This window comes from Acinetobacter sp. TWP2-2-3 (assembly GCF_049896445.1).
Taxonomy (GTDB): Bacteria; Pseudomonadota; Gammaproteobacteria; order Pseudomonadales; family Moraxellaceae; genus Acinetobacter.
The window spans coordinates 217,379-237,107 of record NZ_JAFCUI010000004.1; the positions used below are offsets into that span (position 1 = coordinate 217,379).

Sequence of the window (19,729 nt, forward strand, 5' to 3'; positions counted from 1 at the left end):
ACAGAAGTGCTTCAATTTTAGCGTGAAAGCAGGTGCTTTTCCTAGTCACTTATGACATCAGTATGACAGAACAGTCATGCAAACTTTAGAGTTTCGGTCTGATTTTGTGGCAGAATATTCCAGATCAATTATTTAGATCCGTTTTTCCATTTTGGATATCTCCAATATTAGATAGGTTGCTTATGAATGCCTTAACACAGGAACTGGTCGAGCTGCTCAGCTTAGAAAAGTTAGAAGAAAACATTTTCCGGGGAATCAGCCGGAATCTGGTGGGCAAGCGCGTGTTCGGTGGGCAGGTTTTAGGGCAGGCACTACGCGCCGCGTCTTATACCACAGATCGTCCAGCACATTCATTACATGCCTATTTTCTGTTTGGCGGGGATGTCAATGCACCGATTATTTATGAAGTGGATCGTATCCGTGACGGCAAGAGCTTTGTCAGCCGTCAGGTGCGCGCTATTCAGCATGGCCGTACCATTTTCATGTGTATGGTGTCTTTCGCGCATCAGGAAGAAGGGCTAAATTACCAGATTTCAGAGCCTGAATATCCACCGGCAGAAAGCCTGAAAAATGAAGCGGAACTGATCAAACAGATTATTGAGTTTATTCCGGAAAATGTCCGTGCATCTTTCACTCGTGATCGTCATGTGGAAATTCGTCCGGTCAATCCGCAAAATCCATTCCAGCCTCAACCTGAAGCACCGTCTTATGCGCACTATATCCGTACGCATGACCGTATTGCTGCAGAAGTCGATCAGATCTCCTTGCATCAGGCTATTGCTGCTTTCTATTCTGATTTTACCTTGATGACCACAGCGCTTCGTCCACATGGTCTGAGCTATATCTCGCCAAGTTTGCAATGTGCCAGTATTGACCATGCCATGTACTTCCATAAACCGTTCCGTGCGGATGAGTGGATGCTTTACGATATGGATGCCACCCAAAGCGCCAGTTCGCGTGGCCTGAATTTTGGCCGGATGTGGCAGAACGGTGAGCTGGTCTGCAGTACCTCTCAGGAAGGCTTGATCCGTTTACGTGAAATCGAAACACAGTAATTTTTCTTCCTGCTCAAAAAGTCGAATCCCTGATTCGGCTTTTTGTTTTTAAGCCGGATGAAAATGGCCATTTGATATCATGTCCTCACGCCGCGTTTATAAAATATTACTCGATTCTGTAGAATTCGCATGGCATAGTGCGGCTTAAGATCAATATTAAAAATGCATGAAAAGATGAGCTTAAATACGCAAATTCTAATTGCCGCCGTATTGGGGGTGCTGTTTGGATTTCTATTGACGATATTTCCGCAGACCTCATTTTTTGATGTCAGCTTATATGGCATCGGTATCGTCAGCAGCATTTTTATTGGCTTGTTAAAAATGCTGTTAGTGCCGCTGATTTTTAGCTCGATCGTGGTCGGCGTATCCAATCTGCAGGCGGGTGGGCAGCTAAGCCGCACCTGGAAAATCACCCTGATGTGCTGTGTGACCACCACCACCTTGGCGCTCATTTTAGGTCTGGCGTGTGCGCATTTGTTTGATGTCGGTAAGGGTGTTGATGTGCTGATGTTCCAGGATGCCATGGCGCAACATCAAACGCCAGATACCCTGACACCTTCATCTTTCTTTACCAATTTTATTCAGAATACCCTGATCAATCCGTTTAAAGCTTTTGCCGATGGCAATGTCTTGGCGGTGGTAGTCTTTGCCTTATTTGTTGGTGTGGCACTGGTGGCAGGTGGGGATAAGTTTCGTACTGTGCGCAAGCTGAGTCACCAGTTTTTCGAAATCATGATGTTGATGATTGGCTGGGTGATGAAACTGGCACCGCTTGGTATTTTTGCCTTATTGGCTAAATTAATTGCCACTGAAGATGTTTCAGTCCTCAGTCGTCTGGCTGAATTCGCTGCGGTGGTTACCGGCACGACGATTTTTCATGGCATCGTGGTCTTGCCTTTATTGCTATGGGTTTTCGGCAAGATGGATCCGGTCACGTTCTTTAAAGGCACACGAGCTGCTCTGATTACTGCCTTTGCTACCAGTTCCAGTTCGGCCACCATGCCCTTGTCAATGAAATGCGCACAGGAAAATTTAGGAGTACGTCCACATACCGCAGGCTTTGTGATTCCACTTGGTACACAGTTGAATATGGATGGCACAGCACTGTATGAAGCGGCAGCAGCATTATTTATTGCCAATTTAATGGGGCTGGATCTGAGTCTGGGGCAGCAACTGGTGGTCTGCGCCACGGCGATGATTGCATCCTTAGGTGCACCAGGAATTCCGAGTGCCGGTATGGTGACCATGATCATGGTCTTGCAGTCGGTCGGTTTGCCTGCCGAGGCGATTGCTATTCTTTTACCGATCGACCGTTTACTGGATACCGTACGCACAGTCGTGAATGTTCAAGGGGATATGATGATCAGTGTGGTGGTGGACCGGCATACGCGTGAACCCGATCTTCAAGCTACAGATAGCTAAAACATTTAAAAAATAAAAAAAGCAGGCCATTGGTCTGCTTTTTTTATAAGGTAAGTTTTAATAAATCCAGAACTCCCAGACCATTGCGGTGATATGGATCTTAATCCGGTGAATGCTTATTCTGATTCAATTCATCTGCCGCTTTAAGCTCGGATTGATCCTGCTCAAGTAATTCCAGCGGTTCTTCAGCTTCATTTAAATCATGTGTCGATACTTCGGCAACATGCTCCGAATCAGTTTCACTAAGCTCGAGCTCTTCAAGCGGTTCATCAGATTCATTTAAATCATGCGCTGATGCTTCCGGAATACTGTCCAGATCATATTCAGAGGCTTGATCTAAGGTAAAGTTCAAACGGCCACCCATGACACTGGCCAGTTCTTCTAAACCTTGTTTGTTCATGGAGGAAAACAGTTGAATCGAGAAATCCACCTTCATCTTTTTCAATGCCGCTTTGACTTCCTGCAAGGCTTTGGATGCAGGACCACGGTTTAGTTTATCTGACTTGGTTAACAAGACATGCACGAACAACTGGCGGGAATAAGCCCATTCCAGCATCATCACATCAAAGTGTTGCAGGGGATGGCGGATATCCATCAGCAATACCAGGCCTTGTAAGCTCTGGCGGTGAATCAGGTAATTTTCCAGTTCTTTTTGCCAGACCAGTTTCATTTTTTCAGGCACAGCCGCATAACCATAACCGGGTAAGTCGACCAGACGCTGATCCGGATTGCCCAGGCTGAAAAAGTTGATCATCTGGGTACGGCCAGGTTTTTTCGATGCACGTGCCAACTGTTTCTGGTTGGTCAGGGCATTAATCGCACTAGACTTACCCGCATTTGAGCGGCCGGCAAAAGCAATTTCATAGCCTGTATCTTCTACACAAAGACTGAGTTTGGGTGCACTCATTAAAAATTCGGCTTTGCGTAGCCAGTTGAGTGCGCGCACAGAATATTCAGTAATGGCAGAATCAACTTTTTTCTCGTAGCTGATCTTTTGCTTAGGCGCATGGGCTGTCTTACTGTTTTTGGATTTTCCTCTGCTGTGGTGCATAACTCAACTTCAATAAATGATCTACAATGAAACATTATAAAGGAAGTCGCACAGGCAAGCGAACTTTGCCGCAAGAATAAGTCACAAGACATGACCCTGAAGACTTTAAAGATTAATCAGGCTGATCGGAGAATTTGTGCTGAAACGCGCATTTCGTGGCCTAATCACATCTTTAAGTACATATTGATCCAGACTGCTATAAAACTGTTCCACGGCATCATCTAAAATGCCTTTTAAGCCACAGGTCGGACGTAATACGCAGGGTGGGCTATTGCATTCCACTACATTGTTGTCGCGTTGCAGGATCCGCACAATCTGTCCCAGCTGGAGGTTCAGGCTGGCCGGATTTAAACGTATGCCGCCACCTTTACCACGTATGGTAATCAGCCACTCCTGTTTCGCCATAAAATGCACGATTTTCATGGCATGATTTTGTGAAACCTGTAATCGCTCGGCAAGTTCTGCAATGGTATAGGGGAGATCACGTGGCTGTGCGACATACATCAGAATCCGAAGCGCATAGTCAGTGAATTTATTGAGTTGCATAAGGTCAACAGCTAGAAAATGAAAGAATTGAATGTTAAAAGCTCCACGAATGGAGCTTTTAATCAGAATCTGATGCTAGTCTAAACCGTTTTTGCAATTAAAGCTTGAGCGGGGCAGACACTTCAACTACATCACCAACTTTGTAGTGGTCGATCAGTGTCTGTGCAACCGAGAATGCGGTTGGATTTTCTTCCGCTTTCACAGTAATTTGATATTGCTCGTTTTGAGCCTGATCAAAGCTAAACTGTTGTGGTTGACGAATGTGCTGTTCAGGCACCTGTACACGTACTGAAATATGTTCACCGGCTTCAGCACTTGCAATCGCTGCACCATCTTTAGCTTTAAGTGTAAAGATTTTACCTGCGTCGGTATCATTCACTGCTGCTACTTCAAATTCGCGCCAGCCCGCCCAGCCACCATTTTCAGAAGCTAGGGTGGCATATTTAGATTTTTCCACACCAATCAAAATATCTGCCAGTTGCATATACGCTTCTTTCCAGGCTGCAATCAGGTCTGAGTCCATGGGTACATCTAAAACTTCGCTGATCGAGTGCAACAGATTCTCACCGACAATCGCATATTGATCCGGTTGAATATCCAGGCTGACATGTTTAGTGGTAATGCGTTCGATGGCTTTGGCCAAAACGCCCGGATTGGTAATGTTTTCGGCATAGGCAAGTACTGCGGCAGCCAAGGCACGTGGTTGACGGCCGGTACTTTGATGATCCATGTTGAAGGTGTTTTTCAACTCTGGATGGTTGTTCAACATGCGGTTATAGAAATACGTGGTAAGTGCTACGCCGTTTTCACGTAAAACAGGAACAGTCGCTTGTACAAGTTCGATATGTTGTGGAGTCATGAGAGCCGTCTATAGGTGTTTTTTAAAAGATGTATTTAAATTACATCTTTTAAAATGGCTTTACAATAGCGCATAGTCATAAAACCATAAAAAAATTATGGGATATAAGAATATCCCATAAAAAGTATGATGATGATCGGAAAAGGAGAGGAATTATTTGCGGCCAAACAGCGAACCCAGTAAGCCGCGCAAAATTTTCTGCCCAGTACTCCCGCCCAGGCTGCGGGCAGCACTTTTGGCAAAGGTGCCGACAATATCCTGAGTCAGTTTTTCTCGTTGCTTGGCTGCGCGTTCAGCTTCTTTTTGCTGTTCTCGTGCCAGACGTTCCTGTTCTTTAATTTGCTGCTTGGCAAGAGCTTCTTGTTCCTTGCTTTGTTGTTTGGCAAATTCGGCGGCCTGAGCCTGTTGCTGGCGTTCTGCGACCTTGTTTTGCAGCATTTCGTGGGCGCTGTCCCGATCGACTGGCTGCTCATAAATACCGGCAACTATACTTTGCTGCATGAGAGCCTTGCGTTCTTCAAGCGAGATCGGTGTAAAGGATGAATGCGGCGGCATGACCCAGCCACGCTCTACAATTTGTGGAATGCCCTTTTCATCCAGGCAGCTAATTAGGGCCTCACCTACTGCTAACTCGGTAATCACCTGATCGACTTTAAATTCAGGATTGGCGCGGAAAGTCTCTGCTGCGGTTTTTACTGCTTTTTGATCTTTGGGAGTGAAAGCCCGCAAAGCATGCTGAACCCGATTGCCGAGCTGGCCTAAGACACTTTCCGGCAAGTCCAACGGATTTTGCGTGACAAAATAAATTCCCACGCCTTTAGAGCGAATCAGGCGCACCACCTGCTCAATTTTATCTTGTAGGGCAGGGCTGGCATTGTCAAACAAGAGATGCGCTTCATCAAAGAAGAACACCAGTTTCGGTTTGTCCAGATCGCCAACTTCTGGAAGCTGTTCAAACAACTCGGAGAGCATCCAGAGTAAGAAGGTGGCATACAGCTTAGGCGTGTTCATCAGCTTGTCAGCCGCCAACAAATTGATATTGCCACGGCCCTGACTGTCCGTCTGCAGAAAGTCCATCAGATCCAGCGCCGGCTCGCCAAAAAACTGGTCACCGCCTTGGTCAGCCAGTGCTAACAAATTACGTTGAATCGCACCGAGACTGGCGGGTGAAAGATTGCCATATTCAGCTTTAAAGTCAGCCGCATGCTCAGAGACATAACTCAGCATCGCTTTCAGATCTTTAAAGTCGATCAGCAATAAACCCTGATCATCGGCAATCCGAAACACGGCAGATAAAACGCCTTCCTGGGTGTCATTCAGATTCAGTATTTGCGCCAGCAGCAGCGGGCCAATTTCAGAAATGGTAGTCCGAATCGGATGACCCTGTTCGCCAAATAAATCCCAAAACACCACTGGTGAGGCTGCAAAAGGAATGGACTCGATATTGAGACTTTTAATCCGTTCATCAAACTTGGGGCTGCTTTCACCTGCTTTGGTCAGGCTGGACACATCGCCTTTGGCATCGGCGAGGAATACAGGTACACCAATTCGAGAAAAGCTCTCCGCCAATACTTTTAAAGTCACAGTCTTTCCGGTACCAGTGGCACCTGCAATCAAGCCATGTCGATTGGCAAGTTGGGAATGCAGCACAATATCCTGTGTGGCATCCGCAGTTTTTTTAGCAATAACAATTGGTCTACCCATAGCTTTTCCTGTTATTTATTATTCGTTTTTAAGTTTTTTCATTTGTTCTAGTGCATGCTGAATATCTTGAATCAAATCTTCCGGATATTCCAGTCCAATACAGAAACGAACCAGCAAGCCGTCTTTTAAGTGTGAATGTTCCAGCACACGCATGTCTTTTAAGTTATATAGCATGACCAGACTGACAGGGCCACCCCAACTAAAGCCAAGCTTAAACAGTTTTAAGCTATCACAGAAATTCCGGATATCCTGCATTACGTATGTGCTGTCAAAGATCACGCTGACCAGGCCGGCACTATCACCTTGCTTGCAAATTTCTTTCCAGTACTGATGGCCTGCACTGTCCGGATCTGAAGGATGAAGTACTTGCACAAACTCGGTTTGCTGTTTAAGCCATGTCATTAATGTAAGCGCACTGTTGGATTGATGTTGATATCGCAGTTGCATCGAAGCCAGACTACGTTGTATCTGTGCCACATCATCACCAGAAACACTAATGCCCTGAATGGCATGCGCACGGAACAGTTTGTGATGCAGGGTCTTATCTCGCGTAACCACTGAGCCCATCAGGATATCACCACCGCCACTTGGATATTTGGTCAGTGCATGTACCGTCATATCTACACTTAAATGCTCTTCACTAAAATCAAAGGCATCAAAAGCCAGACCTGCGCCCCAGGTATTATCCAGCGCAGTAAGAATATTGTGTGCCTGAGCTTTTTTCACTAAACCAGCCAGATCCGGAAATTCCAAGGTGACTGAGCCAGCAGCCTCGAGCCAGATCAGTTTGGCTTTATCTGTAGGCTGAAACGTATCAAGCTCTATGGGATTGTAGACTTTAACTGTAATTCCATAACGCTTTTCCAGATTGCGTAAATGCTCCATGTTTGGACCATAGATATTGTCAGCCACCCAAACCTCATCGCCTTGACTTAAAAAGCAAGAATTCACGAGATTAATCGCGGATAAACCACTCGGTGCGAGCAAGTGATATAAACCACCTTCGAGTTGTGCAATGTTGTCCCCCAGAGTAAAGGTTGTAGGCGTGCCATGCGTGCCATAACTATAGTCATAGCCATCGGTCCAATGGCGATTAAACAGGGCATCGGTATTGTTAAAGATAATGGTCGATGCACGATAGAGGGGAGGCTGAATAGTAGAAATCGCTTGAGGAGCCTTTCGTGGTGCATGAATCAGGCGAGTTTGAGAGTCTTGTTTCACGTGAATGCGCTCAAATGTAATCAAATATTACTCTAGCTTAAGAGAATCTGTGACTCACTGCCAGTTACGTTGTGAATTGTTTAAAAACAACAAGTCTTATAAAAAGTTGGCTTCATTTTTGCAAAACCTAAATTTATATAGCTAAAAAAATAGGTTGAGGAGCATGAAGTCGCATTTAAAAGTGCATTATTTTCAGCATACTGCTGGTGAAGGTTTTGGTAGTTGTTATGAATTTTTAAAGCAGCATCAGGCGCAAATTACCGCGACTGAATTTTTTGCTTTACCCGTCGATCGACCGCTGGAGATCGAGGCGCTGCCTGCAGTGGAAGAGGTGGATTTGCTGATCATTATGGGGGGAACCATGAGTGTGAATGATGAAGCGAATTTCCCCTGGTTAAGAATAGAAAAACGCTGGTTGCGTCGCTATCTTTCGCATGGCAAACCGGCAATTGGCCTGTGTCTGGGTGGGCAATTGATTGCAAATGCTTTAGGTGCAGGTGTTAGTCGCAATCCAGAACAGGAATTGGGGTGGACCACGGTGCACAGAGTGACGAATCTACCAGAGACGTGTTTTAGCTTGCCGGAGCAATTTAATATTCTGCAATGGCACAATGAAACATTTGAATTGCCCAAAGGTGCAGTCCATCTGGCAGAAAATGAAGCCTGTCGTAATCAGATGTATCAGTTGGGCAGAAATGTATTGGGCTTCCAGTTTCATCCTGAAATTACCCCAGAAACCCTGGCATTGTTTTTGGAAAATGAAGAAGAGCTTGCGCAATTTTCAGGAAAATATGTGCAAAATTTATTTGAATTAAAAAAAACCACGAAGCAAAAATTTATTGAAGGAAATCAGATGTTAAATCGTGCTATAGAATATGTTTTGGCGAAAACTGCCTAATATTTAAACAATAAACTATTGTTTTAAGTCATAAATTGAAAACTTGGATAAAACCATAAAAGAGATTTGCTTATGCATTAAACAATGGCTATAATAAGCGACCCTTCAATAGGAAGGGGGTTAACTGCGAATAAAGTAGTTAACTATCGTTACAGTCGTGGCATCGATCATGACCTTAGTGATATTTCACTGCTCTTGACACTTGCCCATATAAAGTGGGGTGAGATGCGTCAAGAGTGATTCTTTATATATTTGGCTTGGAGTTTACTGGTATGTCTAACCAGAGAATTCGTATCCGTCTTAAGTCTTTTGATCATCGCTTGATTGATCAATCAGCTCAAGAAATCGTAGAAACCGCAAAACGTACTGGCGCACAAGTGTGTGGTCCAATTCCAATGCCAACACGCATTGAACGTTTTAACGTTTTAACATCACCACACGTAAACAAAGATGCGCGTGACCAGTACGAAATCCGTACTTACAAGCGTTTGATCGACATCGTTCAACCTACAGACAAAACTGTAGATGCATTGATGAAGTTAGATCTTGCAGCTGGTGTTGATGTTCAGATCGCATTGGGTTAAGGCTTTCGGGTTAATTAACACTCTAAGTTAATTAGGCCGCTTTTTTAGAGGTTTATGCACATGGCTATTGGTTTAGTCGGTCGCAAGTGCGGTATGACACGTATCTTTACAGATGCTGGTGTTTCTGTGCCTGTTACAGTGATTGAGGTTGATCCTAACCGCATCACTCAAATCAAAACGCTTGAAACTGATGGTTATCAAGCGATTCAAATCACTACTGGTGAACGTCGCGAATCTCGCGTAACTAACGCTCAGAAAGGTCACTTCGCGAAAGCGGGTGTTGCAGCTGGTCGTCTAGTTCAAGAATTCCGTGCTACAGAAGCTGATCTTGAAGGTCGTGAAGTTGGTGGTACGCTTACCGTTGAATTGTTCCAAGTTGGTCAAGTTGTTGACGTAACTGGTCAATCTAAAGGTAAAGGTTTCCAAGGTGGTGTTAAGCGTTGGAACTTCCGTACGCAAGATGCAACTCACGGTAACTCAGTTTCTCACCGTGTTTTAGGTTCTACTGGTCAAAACCAGACTCCTGGTCGCGTATTCAAAGGCAAAAAAATGGCTGGCCATTTAGGTGCTGAACGCGTAACTACACAGGGTCTTGAGATCGTTGCTATCGACACAGAACGTTCAGTTCTAGTTGTTAAAGGCGCGGTTCCTGGTGCTACTGGTGGCGACGTAATCGTTCGTCCTACGATCAAGGCCTGAGGGGAAATAACGTGAATTTAAATACTGTTTCCGGCTCTGCTGTTGAATTATCAGAAGTTGCGTTCGGTCGTGAATTTAATGAAGCTCTTGTTCACCAAGTGGTTACAGCTTATTTAGCTGGTGGCCGTCAAGGTTCAAAAGCTCAGAAATCACGTGCAGACGTTTCTGGTGGTGGTCGCAAGCCATTCCGTCAAAAAGGTACTGGCCGCGCTCGTGCTGGTTCTATTCGTAGCCCAATCTGGGTTGGCGGTGGTAAAACTTTTGCTGCTCGTCCACAAGACTGGTCTCAAAAAGTAAACCGTAAAATGTACCGCGGTGCTATGCAATGCATCCTAGCTGAACTTGTTCGTCAAGATCGCCTAGTTTTAGTTGAAGAGTTTGCTGTTGCAGCTCCAAAAACTAAAGAATTGCTTGCAAAACTTAACGACTTGAATGCGACTCGCGCATTGATCGTTACTGATGCTGTTGATGAGAACCTGTATCTTGCTGCGCGCAACATTCCACACGTTGATGTGGTTGATGCTGCTGCAATCGATCCGGTTAGCTTGATTGCGTTCGACAAAGTTGTTATGTCTGTAGCTGCTGCTAAGAAAATTGAGGTAGAACTCGGATGAACAACGAACGTATCTATCAAGTCCTGCAAGGACCTGTATTCTCAGAAAAAGCACAAGTTTTAGGTGAAACTGCTGGTGTTCAAGTGTTTAAAGTTGCATTAAATGCAAACAAGCTTGAAATCAAAAAAGCAGTGGAACAACTCTTTGGTGTGGAAGTTGTTAAAGTTAACACGACTATCACTAAAGGTAAGTCTAAACGCTTTGGTAAAACATTAGGACGTCGTTCTGATGTTAAAAAAGCATACGTCACCCTGAAAGCTGGCCAAGATGTTGAAATGGCTGACTTGGGCGATACCGCTGAAAGCACAGCGGAATAAGGACGAGAATTATGCCTATTCAAAAATGTAAGCCAACGTCTCCAGGACGTCGCTTTGTAGAGAAAGTGGTTCACGATCACCTTCACAAAGGCGCACCATACTCTCCGTTGGTTGAAGCTAAAAAACGTACTGGCGGCCGTAATAACAACGGTCACATCACGACTCGTCACGTTGGTGGCGGTCACAAGCAGCACTACCGTCTAGTTGACTTCAAACGTAACAAAGATGGTATTCCTGCAACTGTAGAGCGTATCGAATACGATCCTAACCGTACTGCACACATTGCGCTTGTATTGTATGCTGATGGTGAGCGTCGTTATATCATCGCTCCTAAAGGCCTTCGCGCTGGCGATAAAGTACAGTCTGGTAACGATGCTCCAATTCGTCCAGGTAACTGCTTGCCGCTTCGCAACATGCCTATCGGTTCTACTCTTCACAACATCGAACTTAAAATCGGTAAAGGCGCGCAGTTAGCTCGTTCAGCTGGTACTTCAGTTCAGCTGTTGGGTCGTGACGGTTCTTACGCTATCGTTCGTCTGCGTTCAGGCGAGATGCGTAAAATTCACGTTGAATGCCGTGCTGTGTTAGGTGAAGTATCTAACTCAGAAAGCAACCTTCGTTCACTAGGTAAAGCTGGTGCATCACGCTGGCGTGGTGTTCGTCCTACCGTTCGTGGTATGGCGATGAACCCAGTTGACCATCCACATGGTGGTGGTGAAGGGCGTAACAAAGGTATTCAACCTGTAAGCCCATGGGGTCAAAAAGCTAAAGGGTACAAGACACGTACCAATAAGCGTACGACTAAGATGATTATTCGCGACCGTCGCGTTAAGTAACAAGTAAAGGAATCTGACAATGCCTCGTTCTCTGAAAAAAGGCCCATTCGTCGATGCGCACTTGTTCGCTAAGGTTGAAGCGGCTATCGCGGCTAATAACCGTAAGCCGATCAAAACTTGGTCGCGTCGTTCGATGATCCTCCCGGATTTTGTTGGTTTAACAATTTCTGTACACAATGGCCGTAACCACGTTCCTGTGATCGTTTCTGAGCACATGGTTGGTCACAAGCTTGGTGAATTTGCACCAACTCGTACCTATCGCGGTCACGGTGTTGACAAGAAATCTAAACGTTAATGGGTGCTATGATGGAAGTAACTGCTAAATTACGCGGTGCCGCTATCTCGGCACAAAAAGCTCGTTTGGTTGCAGATCTTATCCGCGGCAAATCTGTTGCGCACGCTCTTAACATCCTTAACTTCAGCAACAAAAAAGCTGCAGTTCTAGTTAAGAAAGCGTTGGAATCTGCGATTGCAAACGCTGAACACAATAACAGTTTAGATGTAGACGACCTTAAAGTTTCTACGATCTACGTTGATGAAGGCATGAGCCTGAAACGTATTATGCCACGTGCTAAAGGCCGTGCAGATCGTATTACTAAGCGTACTTGTCACATCACCGTTAAGGTAGGGGTTTGATATGGGTCAGAAGGTTCATCCAATCGGTATCCGCCTAGGTGTTGTGAAACGTCATAACGCTAACTGGTATGCGAATCCGAAACAATACGCTGAATACTTGCTTAAAGATCTTCAAGTTCGTGAGTTTTTGATCAAAAAACTTAAAAACGCGATGATCAGCAACATTCTTATCGAACGCCCTACAGGCGCTGCTAAAGTAACTATTAGCACTGCTCGTCCTGGTATCGTAATCGGTAAAAAAGGCGAAGATATTGAGAAACTACAACGCGAATTAACATCTATCATGGGTGTTCCTGCGCAAGTAAGTATCAATGAAATTGATCGTCCAGACTTAGACGCGCGTCTAGTTGCTGAAGCTATCGCTTCTCAATTAGAAAAACGTGTAATGTTCCGTCGTGCTATGAAGCGTGCGGTTCAAAACACAATGCGTGCTGGTGCTAAAGGTATCAAAGTAGAAGTTTCAGGCCGTTTAGGTGGTGCTGAGATTGCTCGTACTGAGTGGTATCGTGAAGGTCGTGTACCTCTACATACGCTTCGTGCAGATATCGACTATGCGACTATGCGTGCTGAGACTACTTACGGTACGATCGGTGTTAAAGTTTGGATCTTCCGTGGTGAGATCTTGGGCGGCATGAAACAAGTCATGAACCCAGCTCCAGCTGAAGAGCGTCCAGCTAAACGCGGTCGTGGTCGTGGTGAAGGTCAAGAGCGTCGTGGTCGTCGCAATGATCGTTCTGCTGAAAAAGGAGAATAATCCATGTTGCAACCTAAGCGTACTAAATTCCGTAAAGTGCAGAAAGGCCGTAACACTGGTCTAGCACACCGCGGTAGCACAGTATCTTTCGGTACTATTGCACTTAAATCAGTTGAACGTGGTCAAATGACTGCGCGTCAAATTGAAGCAGCGCGTCGTACAATTAGCCGTCGTATTAAGCGTGGTGGTAAGATCTTTATCCGTGTATTCCCGGACAAGCCGATTACTTCTAAGCCTCTTGAAGTGCGTATGGGTAAAGGTAAAGGTTCTGTGGAATATTGGGTTTGCCAAATCAAACCAGGTAAAGTCTTGTACGAAATTGATGGTGTTAACGAAGAATTGGCTCGCGAAGCGTTTACGCTTGCAGCAGCTAAGCTTCCGTTTAAAACCGCTATCGTGACTCGGACGGTAATGTAATGAAAACTAAAGATCTACGTGAAAAGTCGGTAGAAGAGTTGACAGCTTTGCTTGATGAGCAACAGCTTAACCAATTCCGTCTTCGTATGGCGAAAGCAACTGGTCAATTGGGTAAATCGCATGAAGTTGCACTTACTCGTCAGACTATTGCTCGTATTAAGACCCTCCTTACCGAAAAACAGGGGAACGGACAATGAGTGATAAAACAGTCCGCACGTTAACTGGCAAAGTTGTAAGCGACAAGATGGATAAATCTATCGTTGTTCTTATTGAACGCCAAGTTCAACACCCGTTGTATGGCAAATTAATCCGCCGTTCAACAAAATTACATGCTCATGATGAGAACAACACAGCAAAAGCTGGTGATGTTGTAACCATTAAAGAAAGCCGCCCAATTTCTAAAACTAAGTCTTGGACTCTAGTTGAAGTTGTTGAAGCAGCTGCTGAGTAATTAACGTTCTTGTTGCATCATCGGTCAATTTCGAGTACTCTTTGAGCCTTTCGAAATTTCGACCGGTGTTGCTCGGTTTTGGAGTAGGGCAATGATTCAGACCGAAACTATGCTCGACGTAGCAGACAACAGTGGTGCACGCCGCGTACAATGTATTAAAGTACTTGGTGGCTCGCATCGTCGTTATGCTTCTGTTGGCGACATTATTAAAGTTACTGTAAAAGAAGCAATTCCACGCGCACGTGTTAAAAAAGGTGACGTGATGAATGCGGTTGTGGTTCGTACAAAATTCGGTATCCGTCGTGCAGACGGTTCAGTGATTCGTTTCGACGATAACGCTGCTGTTATTTTGAACAACAACAAAGCGCCGATTGCAACTCGTATTTTCGGACCAGTGACTCGTGAACTTCGTACTGAACAGTTCATGAAAATTATTTCATTGGCTCCTGAAGTTCTATAAGAGGCGATCATGGCTAAGATTAAAAAAGGCGATCAAGTAATTGTGATCGCAGGTAAAGAAAAAGGCAAACAGGGTACTGTTCTGTCTGTTTCTAATGACCGTGTTAAGGTTGAAGGCCTTAACTTGGTGAAGAAGCATCAGAAGCCGAACCGTGCTACAGGCGCTGAAGGTAGCGTTGTAACTCAGGAAGCTTCGCTTCATATTTCAAACGTGGCAGTTTTTAATGCTACAACCCAAAAGGCTGACCGTGTTGGTTACCAAGTGATTGATGGCGTGAAAACTCGCGTATTCAAATCAAATGGTGAATCAGTGGCGGTAGCGAAGTAATAGGTTGATATAGGCCATGGCCAGACTTAAAACACGTTACAACGACGAACTTAAAGCTCAATTACAAGAAGTATTGGGTGTTAAGAATGTGATGGAGATTCCTCGCATCACTAAAATCACGATCAACATGGGTGTTGGCGCAGCTGCTGCTGACAAAAAACTCCTTGATGGTGCTCTTTCAGATATGCAAGCTATCGCTGGTCAAAAACCAGTACTTACGTTAGCTCGTAAATCAATCGCTGGTTTTAAAATCCGTGATGGTTGGCCGATCGGTTGTAAAGTTACTTTACGCGGCGAACGTATGTACGAATTCTTGGACCGTTTGATCTCGATTGCGATCCCTCGTATCCGTGACTTCCGTGGTTTCTCTGCGAAATCATTCGACGGTCGTGGTAACTACTCAATGGGTCTTAAGGAGCAAATCATGTTCCCTGAAATCGATTTTGACAAGATTGATCGTATTCGTGGTATGGATATTACCATTACTACGACTGCTCGCACCGATGACGAAGGCCGTGCGCTTATGCGTGCATTCGGCTTCCCGTTCAAATAAGAGGTCGATATGGCTAAGAAAGGTATGATTAATCGCGAATTGAAACGCGAAGCTACTGTTGCTAAATACGCTGCAAAACGTGCTGAATTAAAAGCTGTTATTGCAAACGTAAATGCATCAGACGAAGAACGTTTCGAAGCGATGATGAAATTACAAGCATTACCACGTAATGCATCTCCAGTACGTCTACGTAACCGTTGTGGTTTAACTGGTCGTCCTCATGGTTACTTCCGTAAGTTCGGTTTAAGCCGTAACAAATTACGTGAAACAGTAATGCAAGGTGATGTACCTGGCGTTGTTAAGGCAAGCTGGTAAGGAGCACTATAGATGAGTATGCAAGATACCGTTGCCGACATGCTAACACGTGTTCGTAACGCACAAATGGCAAAGAAACAAACTGTTTCTATGCCTAATTCTAAGTTGAAGGTAGCAATTGCTAACTTACTTCAACAAGAAGGTTATATTTCAAACGTAGAAGTTGCGGATGCTGAAGGCAAACCAACTCTTACTTTGACTTTAAAGTATTTCGAAGGCAAACCAGTTATCGAAACTGTGAAGCGCGTAAGCCGTCCAGGTCTACGTCAGTATCGCGGTAAAGATGCACTTCCTAGCGTTAAGCAAGGTTTAGGTATTGCAATTGTTTCTACAAGCAAAGGCATCATGACTGATCGCGCTGCACGTGCTGCAGGCGTTGGTGGTGAAGTTATTGCTTTTGTTTCTTAATAGGTGATTCCTCATGTCTCGTGTGGCTAAAGCCCCAGTAACTGTACCTAACGGTGTAACAGTTACTCAGAACGGCCGGCAGGTCGAAGTGAAAGGCACTAAAGGTACATTGTCTTTCAACCTGCATGCGCTGGTCGAGCTTAAACAGGAAGACGGTATTCTAGCTATTGCTCCAGTACAAGAGTCGAAAGACGCTTGGATGCAAGCTGGTACTGCTCGCGCTGTGCTTAACAACCTTGTAAAAGGTGTTAGCGAAGGTTTCGAACGTAAGTTACAGCTTATCGGTGTTGGTTATAAAGCTGCGGTTAAAGGTGACGTTGTTCATCTTAACCTTGGTTTCTCTCATCCGATCGATTATGCACTTCCTGCAGGTGTAACTGCTGAAACTCCAACTGCAACTGAAATCATTCTTAAATCTGCTGATAAAGCAGCTTTAGGACAGGTTGCTGCAGATATCCGTGGTTACCGTCCACCAGAGCCATATAAAGGCAAAGGTGTTCGTTATTCTGACGAAGTTGTACTTCGTAAAGAAGCTAAGAAGAAATAAGGCGCGAGGTTCTTATGAACGAAAAGAAACAATCCCGTTTGCGTCGTGCGAAAAGCACACGCTTGCACATCCGTGCATTGGGTGCGACTCGTTTGTGTGTAAACCGCACTCCGCGTCACATCTATGCTCAAGTTATCTCTGCAGATGGTGGCAAAGTATTAGCGCAAGCTTCTACTTTAGACACTACTCTACGTGCGGGTACAACTGGTAACGTTGAAGCAGCTCAAAAAGTAGGTGCTTTAATCGCAGAACGCGCTAAAGCAGCTGGTGTTACTAAAGTTGCATTTGACCGTTCTGGTTTTAAATATCATGGTCGTATCAAAGCCTTGGCTGATGCTGCTCGTGAAAACGGCTTGGAGTTCTAATCATGGCTAAAGTTGAACAAAACGAAGGTCTTGTTGAAAAGCTGGTTGCCGTTGATCGTGTAGCCAAAGTTGTTAAGGGTGGTCGTATCTTCTCTTTCACAGCATTAACTGTTGTGGGTGATGGTAATGGTCGCGTAGGTTTTGGTCGTGGTAAAGCACGTGAAGTTCCAGCTGCTATCTCTAAAGCACTTGAAGCTGCTCGTCGCAATATGATTACTGTTGACCTTGTTGATGGTACGTTACAGCACCCAATTCATGCACGTCACGGCGCTAGCCGCGTATTCATGCAGCCTGCCTCTGAAGGTACAGGTGTAATTGCTGGTGGCGCTATGCGTGCAGTTCTAGAAGCTGTAGGCGTACGTAACGTGTTGACTAAATGCCGTGGTTCTACTAACGCTGCTAACGTAGTAAACGCAACTTTCAATGGTTTGCGTGATATGACTACTCCTGAAAAGGTTGCTGCGAAACGTGGTCTTTCAGTAGAACAAATTCAAGGGTAATCAATCATGAAAACGATTAAAGTTACCCAGACTAAATCTGCATCGCACCGCTTGAAAAATCACAAGCTTAGCCTGCAAGGTTTAGGTCTGCGTCGTATTGGTCATACTGTAGAAGTGTTAGACACACCTTCTAACCGTGGTATGATCAACCAAGTCTACTATATGGTTAGTGTAGAGGAATAAGCCATGACTCTGCGTTTAAATACAATTGCACCTGCAGAAGGTGCTAAACGTGATAACCTTCGTTTAGGCCGTGGTATCGGTTCTGGCGTTGGTAAGACCGGTGGCCGTGGTGTCAAAGGTCAAAACTCACGTAAGAGCGGTGGTACTCGTCCAGGTTTCGAAGGCGGTCAAACAGCACTTTACCGTCGTTTGCCTAAATTCGGCTTCACTAGCCAATTGGCTTTGAAAACTGCTGAAGTACGTTTATCTGAGCTTGCTAAAGTTGAAGGCGACATCGTGTCTCTTGAAACTTTAAAAGCTGCGAACGTTGTACGTAAAGACATGATCCGTGCTCGTATCGTACTTTCTGGTGAAATTACTCGTGCATTCACTGTTCAAGGTGTTGCATTGACTAAAGGCGCTAAAGCTGCTGTTGAAGCTGCTGGCGGCAAAGTCGAGGAGTAATCCCCAGTGTCTATGACTCCTAGTTCTTCAGGTCATGTCAACATGATGAAAGGCCAACCATTTCATGTGAAATACCGTGAAATTATTCGTCGAATGATGTTTCTCATTGGTGCGTTGTTGGTGTTTCGACTAGGAGCGCATATTCCAGTACCAGGCATCAATAATGCTGCGTTAGAAAACTTGTTTAATGCAAACCAAGGTACCATCCTTGGTTTGTTTAACATGTTTTCTGGTGGTGCATTAGAACGAATGTCTATTCTTGCTCTCGGGATCATGCCATACATCTCTGCGTCGATTATCGTGCAGTTGATGTCAACTGTGGTTCCTTCGCTGGAAGCTTTAAAGAAAGAAGGCGAGCAAGGCAAACGTAAAATTAATCAATACACACGACAAGGTACATTATTCTTAGCGCTGGTACAGGCGATAGGTATGTGTGCAGGCCTGATCAGTCAGGGGATTACCCTGAATACTGGTTTGGCTTTTTATGTTCCTGCAGTAACCTCACTGGTTGCGGGGACCATGTTCTTGATGTGGTTGGGTGAACAGATTACCGAGCGTGGGGTGGGAAATGGTATTTCCATGATCATCTTCGCGGGTATTGTTGCCGGATTGCCTAATCTGATTATGCAATCTTTCTCCTCTGTAGATAATGGCCAGACCAGCCTGATTGGCTTGGTAATTTTTGGTTTGTTATCTCTGGGTGTTTTGGCAGCGATCGTGTTTATCGAGAAAGCGCAGCGTCGTATTCCGGTAAACTACGCTCAAAAACAACAAGGTCGTCGTGTATTTACTGCACAGCAGACACATTTGCCATTAAAAATTAATATGGCGGGTGTGATTCCGGCAATTTTTGCCAGCTCATTACTTTTGTTCCCTGCGAGCTTAGGTCAGTGGGTGGGTAGTGCAGATCCAAATGCTGGATTTATTAAGCGTAGCCTGCAAGATGTAGCATTGGTATTGTCGCCTGGTCAGCCGTTGTATTTGGTGCTCTTTGGTGCGTTAATTATCTTTTTCTGTTACTTCTATACAGCACTGGTATTTAGTCCTAAAGAAGTGTCAGAGAACTTGAAACGCAGCGGAGCTTACGTGCCTGGTATACGTCCAGGTGAGCAAACTGCTCGTTACTTAGATCATATTCTCAATCGTTTGACATTTATTGGCGCGATTTACATCGCAGTCATTTGTTTGATGCCGATGGTATTGCAAAGTTCATTTGGTATTCCATTCTATTTGGGTGGTACCTCTTTGCTGATTGTTGTGGTGGTAGTGATGGACTTTATGGCTCAGCTGCAATCACACCTCACTTCGCACCAATACGATAATCAAACGTTAATGAGAAAAACGACTGCTCATCCTAAGGGATAAGCGCACTTGAGGTTTCATCATGAAAGTACAAGCTTCTGTTAAGAAAATTTGTGGTAGCTGTAAAGTTATCCGTCGTAATGGGGTTATCCGCGTAATTTGTAGCGCAGAACCTCGTCATAAGCAGCGTCAAGGTTAATCTGATTAAGACCTGTTGATTTCTGTAGGCGAATTAGGTTATTATCCGCCCCTCAAGATTTT

At 44.9% G+C, this 19,729-nt stretch carries 29 protein-coding genes and 2 pseudogenes; 26 read left to right on the plus strand and 5 right to left on the minus strand.

All coding sequences use genetic code 11. The features are described from left to right. The first annotated feature begins 182 nt into the window (after window positions 1-182). Window positions 183-1,055, plus strand: a complete 873-nt coding sequence (locus tag ACP7AK_RS08045) for an acyl-CoA thioesterase (protein ID WP_004645045.1) — start codon at window positions 183-185, stop codon at window positions 1,053-1,055. A 174-nt stretch (window positions 1,056-1,229) separates the two neighbouring features. Then, window positions 1,230-2,477 (plus strand): dicarboxylate/amino acid:cation symporter, encoded by a 1,248-nt coding sequence (locus ACP7AK_RS08050; protein WP_253102191.1) that lies wholly within the window; start codon window positions 1,230-1,232, stop codon window positions 2,475-2,477. Between the two features lie 274 nt (window positions 2,478-2,751). Here ACP7AK_RS08050 and yihA read toward each other — a convergent pair. The 5 genes and pseudogenes from yihA to ACP7AK_RS08075 all read right to left on the minus strand — a co-directional run. Next, window positions 2,752-3,528, minus strand: a pseudogene (gene yihA / locus ACP7AK_RS08055) (ribosome biogenesis GTP-binding protein YihA/YsxC); the annotation flags it as partial. A 105-nt stretch (window positions 3,529-3,633) separates the two neighbouring features. After that, entirely contained in the window at window positions 3,634-4,074 is a 441-nt protein-coding gene (locus ACP7AK_RS08060; RefSeq protein WP_425879476.1) for an RrF2 family transcriptional regulator, read from the minus strand. Window positions 4,075-4,171: 97 nt separating this feature from the next. After that, window positions 4,172-4,933: a globin domain-containing protein gene (locus ACP7AK_RS08065; protein WP_005101211.1), complete on the minus strand. Its 762-nt coding sequence runs from the start codon at window positions 4,931-4,933 to the stop codon at window positions 4,172-4,174. A 153-nt stretch (window positions 4,934-5,086) separates the two neighbouring features. After that, window positions 5,087-6,637 (minus strand): helicase HerA-like domain-containing protein, encoded by a 1,551-nt coding sequence (locus ACP7AK_RS08070; protein WP_425879479.1) that lies wholly within the window; start codon window positions 6,635-6,637, stop codon window positions 5,087-5,089. Between the two features lie 18 nt (window positions 6,638-6,655). Further along, window positions 6,656-7,858: a PLP-dependent transferase gene (locus tag ACP7AK_RS08075; protein ID WP_425879481.1), complete on the minus strand. Its 1,203-nt coding sequence runs from the start codon at window positions 7,856-7,858 to the stop codon at window positions 6,656-6,658. Between the two features lie 163 nt (window positions 7,859-8,021). On the opposite strand from ACP7AK_RS08075, the gene ACP7AK_RS08080 reads away from it, so the two are divergent. The 24 genes and pseudogenes from ACP7AK_RS08080 to rpmJ all read left to right on the plus strand — a co-directional run bounded on the left by ACP7AK_RS08080 (window position 8,022) and on the right by rpmJ (window position 19,667). Next, entirely contained in the window at window positions 8,022-8,756 is a 735-nt protein-coding gene (locus ACP7AK_RS08080) for a type 1 glutamine amidotransferase (RefSeq protein ID WP_425879483.1), read from the plus strand. Window positions 8,757-9,028: 272 nt separating this feature from the next. After that, the gene (rpsJ, locus tag ACP7AK_RS08085; RefSeq protein WP_000070912.1) at window positions 9,029-9,340 is read left to right on the plus strand and encodes a 30S ribosomal protein S10; all 312 of its coding nucleotides are present in this window, start codon (window positions 9,029-9,031) and stop codon (window positions 9,338-9,340) included. 60 nt (window positions 9,341-9,400) lie between these two features. Further along, window positions 9,401-10,039, plus strand: a complete 639-nt coding sequence (rplC, locus tag ACP7AK_RS08090; protein WP_004645054.1) for a 50S ribosomal protein L3 — start codon at window positions 9,401-9,403, stop codon at window positions 10,037-10,039. A gap of 11 nt (window positions 10,040-10,050) precedes the next feature. Beyond that, window positions 10,051-10,653, plus strand: coding sequence for a 50S ribosomal protein L4 (rplD, locus tag ACP7AK_RS08095; protein ID WP_004281511.1), 603 nt, complete (start codon window positions 10,051-10,053; stop codon window positions 10,651-10,653). Next, on the plus strand, window positions 10,650-10,970 hold the full coding sequence (gene rplW / locus ACP7AK_RS08100) for a 50S ribosomal protein L23 (RefSeq protein WP_004281510.1): 321 nt from the start codon (window positions 10,650-10,652) through the stop codon (window positions 10,968-10,970). Before rplD ends, rplW begins: the two co-directional genes overlap by 4 nt. 11 nt (window positions 10,971-10,981) lie before the next feature. Next, on the plus strand, window positions 10,982-11,806 hold the full coding sequence (gene rplB / locus ACP7AK_RS08105) for a 50S ribosomal protein L2 (protein WP_004281509.1): 825 nt from the start codon (window positions 10,982-10,984) through the stop codon (window positions 11,804-11,806). A gap of 19 nt (window positions 11,807-11,825) precedes the next feature. After that, the gene (rpsS, locus tag ACP7AK_RS08110) at window positions 11,826-12,101 is read left to right on the plus strand and encodes a 30S ribosomal protein S19 (RefSeq protein WP_004281508.1); all 276 of its coding nucleotides are present in this window, start codon (window positions 11,826-11,828) and stop codon (window positions 12,099-12,101) included. 11 nt (window positions 12,102-12,112) lie between these two features. Continuing rightward, entirely contained in the window at window positions 12,113-12,442 is a 330-nt protein-coding gene (gene rplV, locus ACP7AK_RS08115) for a 50S ribosomal protein L22 (RefSeq protein WP_001982638.1), read from the plus strand. Between the two features lies 1 nt (window position 12,443). Then, window positions 12,444-13,260 (plus strand): annotated as a pseudogene (gene rpsC, locus ACP7AK_RS08120) (30S ribosomal protein S3). Further along, entirely contained in the window at window positions 13,200-13,613 is a 414-nt protein-coding gene (rplP, locus tag ACP7AK_RS08125) for a 50S ribosomal protein L16 (protein ID WP_004281506.1), read from the plus strand. The pseudogene rpsC and the gene rplP overlap by 61 nt, the downstream one beginning before the upstream one ends. Beyond that, a complete protein-coding gene (gene rpmC, locus ACP7AK_RS08130) occupies window positions 13,613-13,810 on the plus strand; it encodes a 50S ribosomal protein L29 (protein ID WP_004281505.1) in 198 nt (65 codons plus the stop codon). The genes rplP and rpmC overlap by 1 nt, the downstream gene beginning before the upstream one ends. Beyond that, complete coding sequence (rpsQ, locus tag ACP7AK_RS08135; protein WP_004281504.1) at window positions 13,807-14,064, plus strand: 30S ribosomal protein S17; 258 nt, start codon at window positions 13,807-13,809, stop codon at window positions 14,062-14,064. Before rpmC ends, rpsQ begins: the two co-directional genes overlap by 4 nt. Before the next feature lie 91 nt (window positions 14,065-14,155). Further along, complete coding sequence (gene rplN / locus ACP7AK_RS08140; RefSeq protein WP_004281503.1) at window positions 14,156-14,524, plus strand: 50S ribosomal protein L14; 369 nt, start codon at window positions 14,156-14,158, stop codon at window positions 14,522-14,524. Window positions 14,525-14,533: 9 nt separating this feature from the next. After that, entirely contained in the window at window positions 14,534-14,851 is a 318-nt protein-coding gene (rplX, locus tag ACP7AK_RS08145; protein WP_004281502.1) for a 50S ribosomal protein L24, read from the plus strand. Between the two features lie 16 nt (window positions 14,852-14,867). Next, window positions 14,868-15,404 carry a 50S ribosomal protein L5 gene (gene rplE, locus ACP7AK_RS08150; RefSeq protein WP_004645057.1) on the plus strand — a complete coding sequence of 179 codons (537 nt, stop codon included), beginning with the start codon at window positions 14,868-14,870 and terminating at the stop codon, window positions 15,402-15,404. Between the two features lie 9 nt (window positions 15,405-15,413). Beyond that, window positions 15,414-15,719 carry a 30S ribosomal protein S14 gene (rpsN, locus tag ACP7AK_RS08155; protein WP_004732275.1) on the plus strand — a complete coding sequence of 102 codons (306 nt, stop codon included), beginning with the start codon at window positions 15,414-15,416 and terminating at the stop codon, window positions 15,717-15,719. Window positions 15,720-15,731: 12 nt separating this feature from the next. After that, window positions 15,732-16,127 carry a 30S ribosomal protein S8 gene (gene rpsH, locus ACP7AK_RS08160; RefSeq protein WP_004281499.1) on the plus strand — a complete coding sequence of 132 codons (396 nt, stop codon included), beginning with the start codon at window positions 15,732-15,734 and terminating at the stop codon, window positions 16,125-16,127. 13 nt (window positions 16,128-16,140) lie between these two features. Beyond that, window positions 16,141-16,674: a 50S ribosomal protein L6 gene (gene rplF, locus ACP7AK_RS08165; RefSeq protein ID WP_004645059.1), complete on the plus strand. Its 534-nt coding sequence runs from the start codon at window positions 16,141-16,143 to the stop codon at window positions 16,672-16,674. Window positions 16,675-16,688: 14 nt separating this feature from the next. Further along, the gene (gene rplR, locus ACP7AK_RS08170; protein ID WP_005101200.1) at window positions 16,689-17,039 is read left to right on the plus strand and encodes a 50S ribosomal protein L18; all 351 of its coding nucleotides are present in this window, start codon (window positions 16,689-16,691) and stop codon (window positions 17,037-17,039) included. Between the two features lie 2 nt (window positions 17,040-17,041). Next, window positions 17,042-17,539 (plus strand): 30S ribosomal protein S5, encoded by a 498-nt coding sequence (rpsE, locus tag ACP7AK_RS08175; protein ID WP_004281496.1) that lies wholly within the window; start codon window positions 17,042-17,044, stop codon window positions 17,537-17,539. A gap of 6 nt (window positions 17,540-17,545) precedes the next feature. Continuing rightward, entirely contained in the window at window positions 17,546-17,722 is a 177-nt protein-coding gene (rpmD, locus tag ACP7AK_RS08180) for a 50S ribosomal protein L30 (RefSeq protein ID WP_004281495.1), read from the plus strand. Between the two features lie 3 nt (window positions 17,723-17,725). Then, window positions 17,726-18,166 (plus strand): 50S ribosomal protein L15, encoded by a 441-nt coding sequence (rplO, locus tag ACP7AK_RS08185; protein WP_004281494.1) that lies wholly within the window; start codon window positions 17,726-17,728, stop codon window positions 18,164-18,166. Window positions 18,167-18,211: 45 nt separating this feature from the next. Beyond that, on the plus strand, window positions 18,212-19,531 hold the full coding sequence (gene secY, locus ACP7AK_RS08190) for a preprotein translocase subunit SecY (protein WP_171054339.1): 1,320 nt from the start codon (window positions 18,212-18,214) through the stop codon (window positions 19,529-19,531). A 19-nt stretch (window positions 19,532-19,550) separates the two neighbouring features. Then, window positions 19,551-19,667, plus strand: coding sequence for a 50S ribosomal protein L36 (gene rpmJ, locus ACP7AK_RS08195; RefSeq protein WP_000867907.1), 117 nt, complete (start codon window positions 19,551-19,553; stop codon window positions 19,665-19,667). Window positions 19,668-19,729 lie beyond the last annotated feature (62 nt).